General features: G+C 41.2%; 15 protein-coding genes. 9 read left to right on the top strand and 6 right to left on the bottom strand.

Annotation, left to right across the window (positions count from 1 at the left end; genetic code table 11):
* The first annotated feature begins 154 nt into the window (after positions 1 to 154).
* From AAEY75_RS05970 to tsf, 8 genes are all read left to right on the top strand, one after another.
* Positions 155 to 1,414, top strand: a complete 1,260-nt coding sequence (locus AAEY75_RS05970) for a multidrug effflux MFS transporter (protein WP_201588483.1) — start codon at positions 155 to 157, stop codon at positions 1,412 to 1,414.
* 352 nt (positions 1,415 to 1,766) lie between these two features.
* Entirely contained in the window at positions 1,767 to 2,639 is an 873-nt protein-coding gene (locus AAEY75_RS05965; RefSeq protein ID WP_197215896.1) for a substrate-binding periplasmic protein, read from the top strand.
* Positions 2,640 to 2,828: 189 nt separating this feature from the next.
* The gene (locus AAEY75_RS05960; protein ID WP_352259038.1) at positions 2,829 to 5,051 is read left to right on the top strand and encodes an ATP-binding protein; all 2,223 of its coding nucleotides are present in this window, start codon (positions 2,829 to 2,831) and stop codon (positions 5,049 to 5,051) included.
* 63 nt (positions 5,052 to 5,114) lie between these two features.
* A complete protein-coding gene (locus tag AAEY75_RS05955; protein WP_110921727.1) occupies positions 5,115 to 5,477 on the top strand; it encodes a response regulator in 363 nt (120 codons plus the stop codon).
* A gap of 29 nt (positions 5,478 to 5,506) precedes the next feature.
* The gene (locus tag AAEY75_RS05950) at positions 5,507 to 5,956 is read left to right on the top strand and encodes a chemotaxis protein CheX (protein WP_197215899.1); all 450 of its coding nucleotides are present in this window, start codon (positions 5,507 to 5,509) and stop codon (positions 5,954 to 5,956) included.
* 38 nt (positions 5,957 to 5,994) lie between these two features.
* Positions 5,995 to 6,444: a chemotaxis protein CheX gene (locus AAEY75_RS05945; RefSeq protein WP_197099855.1), complete on the top strand. Its 450-nt coding sequence runs from the start codon at positions 5,995 to 5,997 to the stop codon at positions 6,442 to 6,444.
* A 412-nt stretch (positions 6,445 to 6,856) separates the two neighbouring features.
* On the top strand, positions 6,857 to 7,648 hold the full coding sequence (gene rpsB / locus AAEY75_RS05940) for a 30S ribosomal protein S2 (RefSeq protein ID WP_110921724.1): 792 nt from the start codon (positions 6,857 to 6,859) through the stop codon (positions 7,646 to 7,648).
* A 388-nt stretch (positions 7,649 to 8,036) separates the two neighbouring features.
* Positions 8,037 to 8,918, top strand: coding sequence for a translation elongation factor Ts (tsf, locus tag AAEY75_RS05935; RefSeq protein WP_110921723.1), 882 nt, complete (start codon positions 8,037 to 8,039; stop codon positions 8,916 to 8,918).
* A gap of 173 nt (positions 8,919 to 9,091) precedes the next feature.
* On the opposite strand, the gene AAEY75_RS05930 is transcribed toward tsf, so the two are convergent.
* The 4 genes from AAEY75_RS05930 to hflX all read right to left on the bottom strand — a co-directional run bounded on the left by AAEY75_RS05930 (position 9,092) and on the right by hflX (position 13,443).
* Positions 9,092 to 9,904 (bottom strand): lytic transglycosylase domain-containing protein, encoded by an 813-nt coding sequence (locus tag AAEY75_RS05930; protein WP_197215900.1) that lies wholly within the window; start codon positions 9,902 to 9,904, stop codon positions 9,092 to 9,094.
* Between the two features lie 588 nt (positions 9,905 to 10,492).
* The gene (locus AAEY75_RS05925) at positions 10,493 to 11,182 is read right to left on the bottom strand and encodes an LrgB family protein (RefSeq protein WP_110921721.1); all 690 of its coding nucleotides are present in this window, start codon (positions 11,180 to 11,182) and stop codon (positions 10,493 to 10,495) included.
* 31 nt (positions 11,183 to 11,213) lie between these two features.
* Positions 11,214 to 11,639, bottom strand: a complete 426-nt coding sequence (locus AAEY75_RS05920) for a CidA/LrgA family protein (RefSeq protein WP_197215901.1) — start codon at positions 11,637 to 11,639, stop codon at positions 11,214 to 11,216.
* 343 nt (positions 11,640 to 11,982) lie between these two features.
* Positions 11,983 to 13,443, bottom strand: a complete 1,461-nt coding sequence (gene hflX / locus AAEY75_RS05915) for a ribosome rescue GTPase HflX (RefSeq protein WP_352259034.1) — start codon at positions 13,441 to 13,443, stop codon at positions 11,983 to 11,985.
* Positions 13,444 to 13,955: 512 nt separating this feature from the next.
* Between hflX and AAEY75_RS05910 the strand changes: the two genes are divergently transcribed.
* Positions 13,956 to 14,786, top strand: a complete 831-nt coding sequence (locus AAEY75_RS05910) for a lysophospholipid acyltransferase family protein (protein WP_197215903.1) — start codon at positions 13,956 to 13,958, stop codon at positions 14,784 to 14,786.
* 122 nt (positions 14,787 to 14,908) lie between these two features.
* Here the strand turns inward: AAEY75_RS05910 and AAEY75_RS05905 are convergent, their stop codons facing one another.
* Entirely contained in the window at positions 14,909 to 15,949 is a 1,041-nt protein-coding gene (locus AAEY75_RS05905) for an aldo/keto reductase (RefSeq protein ID WP_197215904.1), read from the bottom strand.
* Between the two features lie 20 nt (positions 15,950 to 15,969).
* Positions 15,970 to 16,467, bottom strand: a complete 498-nt coding sequence (locus AAEY75_RS05900; RefSeq protein ID WP_197215906.1) for an FKBP-type peptidyl-prolyl cis-trans isomerase — start codon at positions 16,465 to 16,467, stop codon at positions 15,970 to 15,972.
* Positions 16,468 to 16,499: the final 32 nt, after the last annotated feature.

The raw sequence follows: 16,499 nt of genomic DNA, 5'->3' as shown, positions 1-16,499 counted from the left end.
AGCAGATAGTGCGATATAGCATTGTCTGTTTGTACAGATGTATGTAACTATACACTATTGTTGTTAATAGCCTTTGCTAGCGGTATTAAGTAAAGGCTAAAACAATGCAAGTATGAATAATAAAATAAAAATCACTATATAAAATGGCCTAAATATGTCTGCTCAAAAATCCTCCTTGCCTAACAAACCTATCGCTTCTGAGCGCGTACGCTCTGCTGATTTGCCCGTTGCATGGATTATGATGCTCGGACTTATCGTCGCGGTAGGGCCGCTGTCTATCGATATGTATCTACCGGCACTACCGTCGATGGCAGATGACTTTGGGGTCTCCACTGCCTTTATGGCCAACTCTGTACCAGCTTATTTTTTAGGTTTGGTATTTGGTCAGCTATTTTATGGGCCGTTTAGTGATCGTGTTGGTCGAGTAAAGCCATTATATATAGGCATGACGTTATATGTCATCGCCTCAATCGTCTGTGCGACCACTGATAATGAGTATGTGTTATTCGTTGGGCGAACGATGCAAGCACTTGGCGCTTGTGTCGGAGCGGTAGTTACTCGTGCAGCGATTCGAGATCGTTTGACTGCTAAACAAACAGCAAAAGCATTTTCTATTATGATTTTGGTGATGGGACTGGCACCAATATTAGCACCATCGCTGGGTGCGCTGTTTTTACAGTTCTCTAGCTGGCACTCTATTTTTTGGTTTTTGGCGGCCTTTGGTACGCTTAATTTGTTGCTTACGAAGTTTTTCTTTTTTGAAACACTGACTGAAGAAAACCGCAATGTACGCCCTGCAAAAGAAGTGCTTAGTCAGTACTGGGACTTGTTAAAAGACAAAACATTTAACTATCCGGCGATTGGTGGTGGTTTGCTGATGGGGGCTATGTTTGTCTATATCAGCTCAGCTTCTGAATTAATTATGGATACTTATGGCGTATCGGCAACGCATTTTGGTTGGTTGTTTGGTATGAACGCAGCAGGCTTTGTGGGCCTGACTCAGCTAAATCAATGGTTGACCAATCGCTTTCGTATTCTAAGTATCTTACGCTTTGGTGCGATGATGCAGGTTATTTCTGCAGGCGTACTTTTCGTCGTAGGATTGTTTTTGGGTACAGATGCTTGGTTACCATTGGTGCTCGCCTGTATTTTCTTTTGTATTTCGGGCTTAGGTCTGACTCAGCCAAATGCTTCTGCTATTGCACTTGCTTTTCAAAAGCGCCGTGCTGGTATGGCGAGTGCATTACAAGGCTCACTGATGTTCTCAGTTGGTATTTTCGGTGGGTTATTATTAAACCTATTTCCGGTCAATCCAGTACTCAAAATTGGTATTGCCATGTTTGCATTAATGGGCCTAGGTTGCTTCTTGATCTGGCAAATAGATCGTAACTTAAATTTGGATGATGCTGAGTAGGCATAAAATATGCAATATTTTTTTAATTGTATTTTAAGAAGCATTTATACGTTCGGTACGTATAAATGCTTTTTTTATGTATCATGGTTTCTTTGAAATATATAAAAATCAATTATTAAACATAGGGTTATTGAAAATTAGATCCTAAGAAATAAACTTATATATATGGAGTAGCTTTCTTTTTGCAGAGCGTATTTTATGAATTACTAAACATAGTTATTGCAATCATAAATTTAGATAAGTATTATCAATACGTAACTTTCTGTAAGGAAATATTACGAACATATTGTATAACCTTGCTAAATTATTTTTCACTGAAATGTATAACAACGTTAAGCGTAAAGGGTAGATTATGATGCAGTTATATCGAGTGTTACCAGTTGTATTGAGTGTCGGCCTATTTGGCTGTGGTAACTCTTCCACTCAAGAAAATACTAATTCGGCTGATGCGCCAGTAACGGAAAGTAAGAATGACTTTGTTAGCAATCTGCCTGATACAGCACCAGTTATTAAGGTTGGTACTGAAGCCAATTACGCTCCCTATGAGTTCAAAGATGAATATGGAAATGTAACGGGCTTCGATATAGAGCTGATGCAATATATTGGTGAAAACCAAGGTTTTAAAGTTGAAGTTTATAATGATCCTTGGGAAGGGTTATTTGACAACTTGGATAATAAAAGTCGAGATATGGTAGCAGCAGGTCTCACTTATAGCAGCGAGCGTGCTAGCAAATACCTACTTTCGGATGCTTATGCACCTCTTCCTACTAGCCTTGTATATTTAGACGACTCATTAAATATTAAATCATTAAATGACTTGAGTACTTTAAGAGTGGGTGTGTTGACCAGTTCAGAACCTTATGAATACTTCGCGCAAGGTACGTATAAGCTAGGTTCTTTAGAGCAGTATCCGACTACGTTTGCAGCAGTAGAAGCGATGGCACAAGACAAAGTTGATGCTGTAGTTGATGATTCTGGTGTACTGCGCTATACGTTAAATGATTTGCCAAGTTTGCAACCACGATATTTTGATTATGAAAGTATCAGAGCAGATGGTGCTCGCAAAGTGTTTTTAGTTGATAAGAGCCAACCTGATTTACTCAAAAAAGTAAATACAGGATTAAAAGGCCTAAAAGAAGATGGTACGTACGCAAAGTTAACCACCAAATGGTTCGGTACTGATTTGACCAAAGCCTCTTTGGAGCAACAAGAAATGTTGCAGTAGCCTCAAGCGTAGTCGTTATGGAACGTATTATTTTTAAATAAACCATAAATATAAATTTATCTATAGTCAATTCAATATAATTTGGATACAAGAAAGCCGAGCGAAAGTACTACAAGTAGTAGACTCAGCGAGACTGACACCGTATCCAATTTATAGAGAATGGACTATATACATTGAAAGGATTCTGCTATGACTATATCAACTCACAACGGTAACTCCCGTTATCGGGGTTTGATCTTGTCGATTGCTGCCTTCTTGGCATTGATTGGAATACTGCTCGCTTTTACGTTTTATACCTCAAGTGTTCTTGAGCGCAATACCACATTAGTAAATATATCGAATAAAACAGCCAATAATGCTCAGGCTATTATTAAAGATTTGTTCGATTTACAAGGTAGTGTGGGTGAGCATATCAATTCTCCTCACCAAAAACGTGTAAGAGAAAGACTAGAAAACAATACACAAGGTATTGATCAACTACTTGCGAGTATGCGTGAAGGTTCTGAATATATTGATGCTTCTGGTAATGCTCATCAGATCCCTAGTATCAAAACGGCAACGGAATTGGCTGCATTGGAAGGGGCACAGCAAGATTGGAGTGAACTAAAACCACTGATCGCAAAATATCTCGAAGGCGCTGGTGATATCCGGGTTGACTCTTCAGATGAGTTGGCATTGGCTTATGAGCAAGCGAAAACCTCTAGCTTGAGTATGAACGATGCGCTAGACCAGTTGACTAATGAAGTTTATGAAGAAACAGAACGTCAAGCGACGACCATTCGTCTTATTCAGGTACTTGGTGTTGCCGCTATCTTCACCTACTTTCTAATCTTCGTATTCTTCTTTGTACGCCGTTTGCGTGAAACGGATGCTGAAGCATTCGCTGCTCGTCGCGAGACACAAGAAATTATGGAAACGGTAAGTACGGGTCTATTCTTGCTTGATAAAGATCTGAATATTGGTCAACAGCATTCTAAAGCACTAAACGGTATTATCGGTTCTGATCAGTTATCAGGAGAGAACTTTGCCAATGTTTTACGTGGCCGTATTTCTGATAAGGATTTGAAGACAACAGAGCAGTTTATTGAGCAGCTCTACAATCCACGAGTTAAAGAAAAATTGGTGAATTCTCTCAATCCTTTGCATAAGGTGATGTTGCATAATGCGTCTGGCAGTAAAGCAACAGATAATCGCTTCTTAGACTTCAAGTTTTCACGAGTTTATGATGATAAAGACATTGCCCGTATTTTGGTTAACGTCAATGATGTATCAGATGCCGTTTACTTAGAGCAGCGTTTAGAGAAAGAGCGCTCACAAAATGATATGCAAATTGAGATGTTAACCACTATCTTGAATGTAAATCCGAAGATTATTAATGAGTTCATTATTAATACTCAGATGCATATCGAAAAAATGAATAATATCTTGAAAAATCCTGGTAGCTCGCAGTATGAGCTTGAAGGGAAACTAAAAGCTATTTATCGCGAGATGCATAGTTTAAAAGGTGAGGCATCTGCGCTAAAACTACACAGCTTTACGAAGATTGCTTCTGATGCGGAAGATAAATTGCACGCATTACAGAACCAAGGTCAGCTATCTGGCAATGACTTCTTGCCATTGGCAGTACATTTAGATGACTTATTAAGCTTATCAAATACCATCTCGACGTTAGGTGAGCGTATCAACCGCTCAGCACCAACGACGTCAAAACCTGCAGAAGAATCGCTTATACTAAGTGATGATATTGCTAAAAATAGCACATCAAAAACAGTCATGGTCGAGACGTCAGTATCAACTGACTCAGTCGATAGTGTTGATATCGATGGCGGTCAGGATATTGATTTAGATAGTGACGACGATGATAGTCTTTTGTCTTTTTATGAAGGATTTGTAAAAGATATTGCTGAAAGACAAGGTAAGCAAGTGCAGGTAAAGAGTAGTACACTAACGCAAGTGCATATACCAGAACATGTAGCAAAGCCATTTAAAGAAATGAGTATTCAACTGCTACGTAATGCTGTGGTGCATGGTATCGAAGCGCCAAGTGTTCGTCATTTGACTGGTAAGGCTGAGGTAGGAACCATTGATCTAGAAATACAAAATAATGATTCGAACTTCATGCTGATTGTACAAGATGATGGTCAAGGTATCGATTATGATAGCATTCGTACTAAATTAAGCACAGAAGGTCGTTTTAGTATTGAAGAAGCCAATAAGTTGACTAAAGGTCAGTTACTTAAGCAGCTGTTTTCTTCAGGATTTTCTACCAAAGATGATGCAGATGAAGACGGCGGCCGCGGTGTCGGTCTTGATATCATCAAAGCGAAAGTAAAAGATTACGATGGTAAGCTTAATGTGAATAGTGAGCTGGGTCAGATGACACGGTTTGTTATTACATTGCCTAAAGCTTAATTAAAAATAGCAAGTTATATTGTCAGGGACGACAAGCACTTCATTAAAGGTAATAAGTCAGTTATGTATAAGTTAATGATTGTTGATGATTCAAATATTATTAGAAATCGTATTCAGCGCGCGTACGATTCAGGGCAATTTATGTTGGTTGCTACGGCCACCAGTGGTGTTCAAGCTATCGAAAAGTTTAATATTCATCGTCCTGATGTGATCACGATGGACTTGACCATGCCACAAATGGATGGTCTCGAATGCATTGAAAAAATCATTGAGATTGATCCTGATGTACGTATTTTAGTAGTGTCAGCGTTATCTGACAAAGCCACTGGCATTGAAGCGTTGTCGTTGGGTGCCAGCGGATTTTTATGCAAGCCTTTTTCTGAAGAAGAGCTTGTCGAGTCTTTGTATGAATTGATGCAAGACTAAACCCTTCAACGACTTAAGTAGATGTTATTATGAAAGAACAAAAGCTACAGATTTTTTTAAATATTATCAGTAACTATTTTAATCAGTTTGGTGGAGAGGAGCTCGTCGCAGACACTCCTTATTTGTTAGAAAACAAACAGCCAAAAGTTCATGACTATACGGGTGTCATCGGTATATCAGGTGGGCAAAAAGGCGTGGTGTATTTTTCGGCAACCCGTCAGTTATTGTCTTCTATATTAGACAGCATGGGTGAAACGGACAAAAGTGATGAAAATTATATAGATTTGGCTGGCGAAGTGGCCAATACTATCGCAGGTAATGCACGCAAAGAGTTTGGATCAGAGTTTCATATCTCTGTGCCACTTGTGTTCAAAGGCTCTCCACAAAGTATTGTGTTGCCGAACAATGAGCGTTCTTTTATTATCCCCATCACTTGGCATTCACAAGTTGGCGAGATTGTGGTTTGTTTACAAGATTAACGACACTGCCGCGTAATAAAGACGGATATTAATATATTATGGTCAAAGTAGAAAAACTAGGTGTGTTTCTTAGCTCAATCAATGCATTTTTTGCACAGATTGATGGCTCAGAAGTATCTATTGATACCCCTTATCTGAATCATAACAGAAGTGCTATTGGTTATGATTATAGTGGTGTGATTGAAATATCTGGCCCTCTCGAAGGCTGCGTGTACGTGAGTGCACCAAGCGTGATGTTACGAGAGGTGTTAAAAGTCATGGGAGAGCCTGACTCATCAATTATAATGATGAAAGATTTGCTGGGTGAAATGGCCAATACTATCTCTGGTAATGCTCGTACAGAGTTTGGTTCTGAGTTCATTATCTCTCCACCGCATATTGTAGAAAGTGCGCCTAGCGTGTCTTATTTGCCTAAAGACCGCCAAAGCTATGTCACGCCATTTACTTGGCATGGTCATAAAGCTGTGATAGGTATTTGCATTGCATAGCCTAATATAGCGCAAATGATATGCAGCCAAAGTAATTCCCGAAAAAGCGACGCATCTGTGTCGCTTTTTTTGTCTGTTAATATGGTGATATCTCACTTTTACTTTGCTGCGTTATACTGATAAATTACTGGCGATTACAGTAAGTTATATGATAAAATACGGCGCAGCTATTTTATAATTTGCTTTATAGTTTAGGTTTGAGAGTATTTCTGAAATCTGAGCATAGCTTCTTTTTTAAACCAACCAATGACACACACATCATGGCAAAGAATTGCTGGGTGTTTGGCGACTTGATTAATTTGCAAAAAAGTTAGTGCTTTCTCAATAAACATTAACCATTAGCAGATGCGTGTCGCTAGATAGGCAGTTTTTGTGATGTGGAGGCATAACCCAACCAATAGGAATATTTCACATGGCTACAAAGAATCCAACCAAAATCGAAATGCGCGACTTACTACAAGCCGGCGCTCACTTTGGTCACCAAACACGTTTTTGGAACCCAAAAATGGGACCATACATCTTTGGTGCACGTAACAAGATTCACATCATCAACTTAGAGCACACAGTAAAAGCGTTTAACGAAGCATTGACTTACGTAAACGGCTTAGCTGCTAAGAAAAACAAAGTATTGTTTGTTGGTACTAAACGCGCTGCAAGCGGCATCATCCGTGAGCAAGCTGCTCGCGCTGGCATGCCATACGTTGACCATCGCTGGTTAGGTGGTATGTTGACTAACTGGAAAACACTACGCCAGTCAATCAATCGTCTAAAAGAGCTTGAGAAGCAAGCAGAAGACGGTACTTTCGCTAAGCTAACTAAGCGTGAAGCGTTAGAGCGTACTCGCGATATGGAAAAACTTGAGCGTTCACTAGGCGGTATTAAAGACATGGGCGGCCTACCTGACGCTATCTTTGTTGTAGACGTAGATCATGAAGCGATCGCTATCAAAGAAGCCAAGAATTTGGGTATCCCAGTTATCGGTATCGTTGATACTAACTCTAGCCCAGATAACGTTGATTACATCATTCCAGCTAACGATGATGCTATCCGTGCTGTGACTTTGTATGTTACTTCTATGGCTGATTCTATCATTGCCGGTAAAGAATACGCACAAACTCAAGCTGGCGGCAAAGCTGAGCAAGAAGCACCTGCTGCTACTGAAGAAGCTCCAGCTGCAGAAGAAGCTGCTACTCCAGCAGAATAAATAGCTGGCCTGAAAGGTTTAACGTTGTAAGGATAACTTGATAGTACCGTTATCAATATCCATATAACGTTATTAACAGCGTACAAGCTTACAATAGGCATGATGTAGTTTTACTCGTCATGCCTTGTTGTTGATGGATAGCTCGTTAATAGGCGAGTATTATCGCCTATACCTTCTGTCGCTATATACAGTTCCTGTGATAACGACATAACGGACGCTTTCCTCACAATAAGAGCGACACCGTACAACTTGATTGTATAGCTAGATAGTAAAGCAACATCAGCAAAAATTAAGCACGATAGTTGAATTCAAATAATTCTGATACAACGATGTAGCGGATTTATATGGACTTAACTGTACCTCACATAACAATACTAAGGTGACTCTTATGTCAGAAGTAAAAGTATCTGCCAAAATGGTAAAAGAATTGCGTGACCGTACTGGTCTTGGCATGATGGAATGTAAAAAAGCGTTAGAAGAATCAAACGGCGATGTTGAAACTGCCATTGATAACTTGCGTAAATCTGGTCAAGCCAAAGCAGCTAAAAAAGCGGGTAACATCGCAGCTGACGGCGCAATCATCATCGCTCAAGGCGAAAACAAAGCATTCTTGTTAGAAGTTAACTGTCAGACTGACTTCGTTGCAAAAGACGAAAACTTCAATGCTTTTGCAGAGCAAGTAGCTAGCATCGCTCTAGAAAACAACGAGACTAATGTTGCTGCTATTGCTGAATTACCATATGGTAATGGCCAAAGCGTTGAAGAAGCACGTGTATCACTAGTACAAAAAATCGGTGAGAACATTCAGATCCGCCGTGTTGAAGTACTTGAAGGTGCAAACATCGCTGCATACCGTCATGGTCTACGTATCGGTGTAGTGGTTTCTTTCGAAGGCGGCGCTGCAGACACTGGTAAGAACCTTGCCATGCATATCGCTGCGTTCAACCCTGTTGCGATTGATGACGAAGACGTTGCTGCTGATTTGTTAGCGCGCGAAAAAGACATCATCGAAGCAAAAGCTCGTGAGTCTGGCAAGCCTGACAACATCGTTGAAAAAATGATCGAAGGTGGCCTGCGTAAGTACCTAGAAGAAGTTACTTTATTGCGTCAGCCGTACGTTATGGACAACGACAAAAAAGTTGGTGATGTATTAAAAGCTGAAGGCGTAAAAGTACTTGGTTTCAAACGTCTAGAAGTTGGCGAAGGCATTGAGAAGAAGCAAGAAGATTTTGCTGCTGAAGTTGCGGCTACTCAAGCAGCTAACAAGTAAGTTTTTACATTGGAAATGGCTATGCGTGTGGAGTGAAATTTTATTCAGCATTCATAGTCTGACTCTATCACCTGCATTATAAGAGGTAAGATAGAGTCTCCAAATATAAAAAAGCCCGTTAATTTATTAACGGGCTTTTTTATGTCTGATTGTTTGTACATGGTTTTTATGGTTTAACGTAAGGCAGCATAAGCAGAATTGGTATAACTGGCATTATTACTACTGGTGCCATAACTGACATTTTTTAGACCACCGTTCGTATTACTAGTTTGGTTACTGGCGCTCATGCTCGCACCAGACAGCCCTGAGTCATTTTTATATAAGCTATGGTAGCGGCTCATCACTTTTTTAACATAGTTCTGTGTTTCTTTAAAAGGAGGGATGCCACCGTATTTATCGACGTTTCCTTCACCCGCATTATAGCCTGCGACTGCATACTCAATTCTATTGTCAAAACGGCGCATGAGCCAAGCGATATATTTGGCTGAGCCTTCAATGTTATCAGCAGGGTTCCAAGGGTTGTTCACTTTGAAACGGCGAGCTGTCGCTGGCATAAGCTGCATCAGACCTTGGGCACCGACTGGTGAACGCGCGTTTGGATTAAAAGCTGATTCTGTATGCATCATTGCTTTCATGAGGGCAGGGTCTACGCCATGACGTTGGGCAGAGTCACGAATATAGCTATCATAAGCGTTACGGGTGCCACTGTTACTAGCAGCGCTGCTACCGTAATTATTATTGCTGCTATAACCATTATTACTGCCATCATACAACTTAGAGCTTTTGTAGTAATTCACCTGAACTTTTTTGGTAAATTGATCAAAATTACCACTGGGATTGACGTTAGTCAGTAATACCTTTCCACTTTCATCCTTATAAATCGTTATGTTTCCTGCTTGAGCAACGATAGGTAGGCTAGAGAGGACGACGGTAGTAAGTAGAACAGGAGACAAGCAGCGAGTCACTAAGGTTGCAACGTTTATCATAGGGTTATCACTTTTTATCGAGTAATAGCAAATTACTTTGCCTATAGGCGCTTCGTTTTTCGCATTTAAGCGGTTATTGGGCTTGTCGGATTTTATAGCTATAAGGAATATAGCAACCTAGAAAAACCACGTTTAACTAGAAACCACTCGTAATATATACAAAAAATAATAGTTGTTTACTATAGCATACAATAACTTTTCATCGCATAGGATTGTCAAAATAAGATGTAAAAATAGAGGTTGTATCTTGGGATAACTTTAGAAAAATCAATATGCTATGATTTTTCAGTTTGTGTTTTAAGCAAGTAGGTCAGGATTTATATAGCTTTATACATATGAAAAATTGGCCATAAAAGACTGCTTAGATAATTTGAGCAAAGGATTTCTGAGCAAGAGACTTTTGAGAAAGAGACTATAATCATTTCACTATAAAGATGTTACTGCGTTAACCTCGCTTGAAATACTAAATATAGATCTACAGTCAGTTACCTTATACGACTTTTAAATTGAATCAATTGTATTTAAATACTGGAAAACAGTAAGGGCTGTCCTAAATAACTAGTTCAGCCCTATCATATTATTGAGGATTTAACTGATGAGTGCGCTGATAAAAATAGGTACCCAGATGGCTGTTACCAGACCGTTTACTGCCAACCCAAATGCAGCGTAACGTCCGGCAGTATGACTGATTTGCCAAGCCTCCACGGTACCAAAAGCATGAGCGGCTAAGCCAAGTGCTAGGCCTTTAGCACGGTCATCATCGATACCACGAAACAAAAATCGCGCTAAAGCCCCACCGATAAGCCCTGAGACAATGATAATTAAGTTCGCCATGGCAAGTGGTGCTTTAATCAAATCGGCGACACTCAGACCAATCGGTGTGGTCACTGAACGTGTCGCAAAAGCGAGTATGGTGTCGTGACTTAACGAAAACAGATATGCCAATGACATGGGTAATAATGCACCCACAAGACTCGCAATAGTGACGATTAACATGAGCTTTTTGACTGGTAACCCTTTAAAGCTCATCGCTGCCAAAGGCACTGCCAATAATACGGTGACATACCCTAACAGACGATCAAATACCGGCTTTGCCGCACTATAGTAATCATTGTAATCCCATTGCAAAAGGAACAAGAATAAAAGAACAAGTGCTAACGCGGTAATCACCATTGGCAACCATGAAATCTTACGTGCCAGCAATCGAGCAATGACATGCGCCGCCAAGGTTAATACGATGGCTGCTAGGGTCGTCACAAATACACTGTCAAAACTCATACCTTTTCCTTGTTCATATTGCTCACAGCTATTATTTGTGCTCTTCAACAGAGGTAGGGTTAGTACCAACATTGTCGTTTAGCCAGCGATTGGAAAGAATCGCCAAGCCCCACAGTGGAATCAGCACACTGATAATCATCGTAGCCATCACGCCCCATAGCTCATCACCTAAGGCAAAGAGTAGCAATCCTGCACCAGCAGAGACGGGCAAAAAAGCAAAGCCACTATCGACCAATAGGGTATTACTGGCTTGCGTTAGCCAGCTTGGCAAACCTTTGAGCAATCGCCAGGACATCAAGATACAAAACATAGCGACCAGCCCGACAATATTGGCGGCTTTTTCGATGCCTGCCCATTGGCAGAGGATAACGGCTGATTCACGAACAAGAATAACTAGCGCCAAAGTCAAGATTACGGCGAGCCATAGAGGCATACTAGATAAGTGAGTAGATTTCATAAGAAATGCTGGCCAAGTCAGAGATAAATAGAATAAACGCAAAGTCAGTATAGGTAATAATGCCTTGTTAAGCGTGTCCTATGTCTCAATGTTTGTTGAATGTATAACAGGCGATTATATACAGAGTAGACAAACTAATAAAGTCTATAAGGTAATACCGTGCTTTGTTGTTTGGACTAGATATCAATTATCATGATACATAGCCCATAAAAAAGGATGATATCGATTGATATCATCCTTTCATTTAGAGCAACGTGATTCCAAATGGTTCCAAGAAACCCACTATTTCTAAAGGTCGATTATTTTCATAAGCCATTAGGTCTAAAAACTCAGACATTTAACTCTATGAGTCAGGATGCTGTTTTTCTATGACCGACGATGTTTCTAGACTTTCTGCTTCAGTATTCAGCGCATCAAATTCGTCAAACGCTTTTTCTTCTGCTTCAGTAATTGTCTGCTCTTCAACCTCATCAGGCTGCTCAAACTCTTCAAGTACAGGCATCAGTAGCGTTGCTTGGGCAAGCGGCAGTACATCTACTGGATCTAGATCCGCTTGACCAAGGAGTTGTCTCAATCTATCGCTTGGCAAGCGAATCGTTAAGCATTCGTGACCACTGTCATCATAGCTTTCTTCTTGGATAACACCGAGCTCGTACAAAGCGTTTTTTAATTGCCCCGCATGATAAGGGAGTGTCAAATCAAAAGTGGTTAGTGTACCTGTGAGTAATTGCTGCACGGCTAATGATAATTCTTCCATGCCCAAGTTCTCTCTAGAAGACACATAGACGCGGTTAGGTTCACCTTCACTGGCATAGCCGATACGTGCAGGCTCATCGGTTAAATCGATTTTGTTGTAGACATTGAGAACTGGCACATCATTATCGATTTCAGCCAGTACGTCTTTAACCGCTTGAATTTGCTCATGCATGTCTTCGCTAGAGGAATCGATGACATGTAATAATAAGTCTGCCTCTAATGTCTCTTCTAGTGTCGCATGGAACGACTCAACCAACTCATGTGGTAAATGACGAACAAAACCTACTGTATCGACCAGTACCACACGTCCCACACCTTGCCAATCTAAGCGGCGTAGCGTCGGGTCAAGTGTTGCAAACAATTTATCAGCAGCATAGATGTTTTCATCGACCAAACGATTAAACAAAGTGGACTTGCCAGCATTGGTATAACCAACGAGTGAAATAGTTGGCACATCTGATTTTTGACGGCGGGCTCGACCTTGCGCACGTGTCTGTCTAACTTTCTCAATTCTACTTTTAAGCTGCATGACGCGCACTTGTAGCAGGCGACGATCGGTCTCAAGCTGAGTCTCACCTGGTCCACGCAGACCGATACCACCTTTTTGACGTTCTAAATGCGTCCAACCACGGACCAAACGCGTCGATAAATGATTAAGCTGTGCCAACTCAACTTGTAGCTTGCCCTCATAGGTGCGGGCACGCTGAGCAAAAATATCCAAAATCAGACCAGTACGGTCTAACACGCGGCACTTCACCAACGCTTCGATATTACGCTCTTGTGAGGGCGATAAACTGTGGTTAAAAAGCACGATATCGGCATCATGCTCGCGTACCATTTCTGCTATCTCTTCTGCTTTACCGCTACCAACAAAATATCTGGCGTCGGGACGTGCACGTGAGCCTGTGACCAGTGCCAAGCGATCTGCGCCGGCTGAGTCTGCTAATAGCTCAAATTCACCCAGATCGTCAGGATCCTGAATTTGGCGGATGTCTAAATGTACTATAATGGCGCGTTCGCCACCTTCATGTCTTTCAAAATAATCCAAAGAGTGTCACCTATTTAATAAAGTAGATATATCGCTATTATCAATTTAATAAACGTTTTAACAAACGTCGAAATAGCTTTTGTATGACCTTCTATATGTGGTCTTATCACTTGATGTTAAAGCGTATTAGCCTAAATATCGATGCTTTTATGTTACAAGGTTGGTAATTAGGCCTCTTTTATTGAATATATGCGTACTATAGCCAATCCTCTATAAACTGGATACGGTGTCAGTTTCGCTTAGTCTACTATTTGTAGCACTTTCACTTGGCTTGCTTGTATCCAAATTATATTGAATCGACTATACCATCAATTCGTTTAGTGGACTTTTAATCATGCTGAGATATTTAATGTGGGTAGCATCAAGGTGAGGGAAAGATGATGAGTGTCCAATGCTAACAAAAGGCATCCATAACTCAGTGAACAAATCATCACTGAGTTCATAAATTTTGTTATACTCACTGCGTTTATTTAAGATATACAATCATACGTTTTTAACCACGAGGGATACAGATGAGCCAATCTAAGTCAGGCTTTTCACTCAGACAGCAGTTCGGTCGCGGTAAACAAATCGCTGGCATGACTACCACTATTGCTGGTGGACTACGCGCAGCTCAACGTATCGGTGCTTTCAAACAGCCACCACGCGAAACACTACCACGCTATATTCAGGCCTTTTGCCGTAAGATGGCAGGCTCTTTCGGTGTAAAAGTCATTGCAGTCGAGCGAGTAGAGCAGCACCATGGTCTGTGGGTATCTAACCATGTGTCATGGATGGATATTCCTGTGGTAGGCACTTTGAGCCCAGCCTTTTTCTTATCCAAAGCAGAAATCGGTGATTGGCCAGTATTTGGTAAATTGGCTCATGCAGCAGGTACGGTGTTTATTGAACGTGGATCCGGTGATGCAGGCACGGTCGCGATGCAGATTGCCAATTTCCTAAGTAAGGGGTTTTCGGTTATCTTTTTTCCAGAGGCAACCACTACCGATGGCAAAAAAATCAAGCGCATCCATGGCACCTTGCTACAAGCTGCGATAGATGCTGATGTTCCTGTGCGTCCTCTCGTGATTGCTTATGTTAATAAGGACGGCACATTGAGTGAAGAGCTGCCTTATTATGGCAAGCTGACGATGAAAGATAGCCTGAAAAAGGTACTGGATAGTAAGGATGTGACGGCTTACGTATTGCCACTTGAGCCAATAGATCCTAAAGGCTTAAATAAGAGTGAGATTACCAATATATTGCAAGCACGTATGCAAGAAGGATTGGCTGAATTGCATTCGAGAGTGCTGACAAAAGCCTCTCAAGAAAAGCTGGTTCAAGAAAAAACATCTAAAGCATAAGTTTTCTTAAGTATCAGGCTTGCTTGAATTGATAAGTAAGCAGAAATAAAAAAGGCGCAAATCGCAGTGATAATTCTCGCGATTTGCGCCTTTTCTTTTAAATAGCTATGAGCCAGACTGAGTTAAGGTGACGGATTAGGATGCTGAGTATGTACTGCCTCAATCGCTTCTAACACATCTGCGCTTAGGGTCAAATTAACACTGTCGATGTTAGATTTAAGCTGCTCGAGCGTGGTTGCCCCAATGATATTACTGGTGACAAACGAGCGTGAGTTAACGAAAGCCAATGCCATTTGTGCCATATCCAATCCTGCATCAGCGGCAATCTTGGCATATTGAACGGTGGCTGATATTGCCTCTTCATTGGTATAGCGGGCAAAGCGATCATACATAGTAAGGCGCGCACCTGTTGGGCGTTTGCCGTCCAGATATTTACCAGATAAGACACCAAAGCCGAGTGGAGAGTAGGCGAGCAAGCCAACATTCTCACGATGAGCAATCTCCGCCATGTTTATTTCATACAAGCGGTTTAACAAACTATAAGGGTTTTGCACAGTAAGAGGTGGTATTAAACCATTTTTATCCGCTTCCCAAAGATAGCGCATGAGTCCCCATGCAGTATCGTTCGATAGACCATAAGCACGAATGCGGCCTTTTTTAATCTCATCGTTCAATGCTTGAATGGTCTCTAAAAAAGGCGTCAAATCATCTAGCGGTTGCGATGCCATCTCTTCAGTATAACCAAGCTGACTAAAAAAGTTCGTTTGGCGTTCAGGCCAATGCAGTTGATAAATATCAATATAGTCTGTTTGCAGACGTTTAAGATTGTCATCAATAGCGCCACTGATTTGCTCAGCGTTAAAACGTGTTTGCCCATCACGCAAAAATCCCATAGGAGATATTTTGCTGGCAAGAACGACTTTGTCACGTTGTTTGGTTTTATTAAACCAAGTGCCCATGAAGCGTTCAGTGTCGCCTTGCTTGTCTTTATCCGGTGGTGATGGATACATCTCAGCAGTATCCCAAAAGTTTACACCTTCACTCAATGCCATGTCCATTTGCTCATGCGCTTCGGACTCAGTGTTTTGCTGTCCCCATGTCATCGTACCCAGACAAATTTTAGAAACATCTTCATCGATTTGTGGCAGTTTTTGATATTGCATGTTGTGTCCTTATTATTGTATTAGATGAGTTTTATGCCAGTCACACCAGGTGGTGTCACTTTAAATATTTTTACTTTAAACAGCAGCGATTGCCCGGCAAGTGGGTGATTGAAGTCCACTTCGACTTGGTCGTCATCGATGGCACTAATCGTACCAGGCAAGGTGTTTTTGCCTTTGTCTTCAAACTCCACCATCATGCCAATCTCAGGATTGTCAGCGATCAGTGCAAATTGGGTACGGCTGAAATGCTGAATGTTATCAGGATTCCAATCGCTAAACGCTTGCTCTGGCTCAAGATGAGCGGAGCGCGTATCACCAGCACGTAAATTCATTAGAACTTGTTCAAAGCCTGGTAACAAGCTCTCATCACCAATGGTCAAAGTCACAGGGGCGTCGCGGCTAAAAGTAGAGTCAATCACCGTACCGTTTTCTAGTGATACTTGAAAATGTAGCTTTACAAGACTGCCGTGAGTGATACGGGTGTCTTCATTGGGATTGATAAATTGTGAGTCGGTCATAGTCAGAGGCCATTCGTTGCGAAATTGGAATA

Origin of the sequence: Psychrobacter sp. TB55-MNA-CIBAN-0194, from assembly GCF_040309505.1 — a bacterium.
Taxonomy (GTDB): Bacteria; Pseudomonadota; Gammaproteobacteria; order Pseudomonadales; family Moraxellaceae; genus Psychrobacter; species Psychrobacter fozii.
This window is presented reverse-complemented; position numbering and strand designations above follow the sequence as displayed.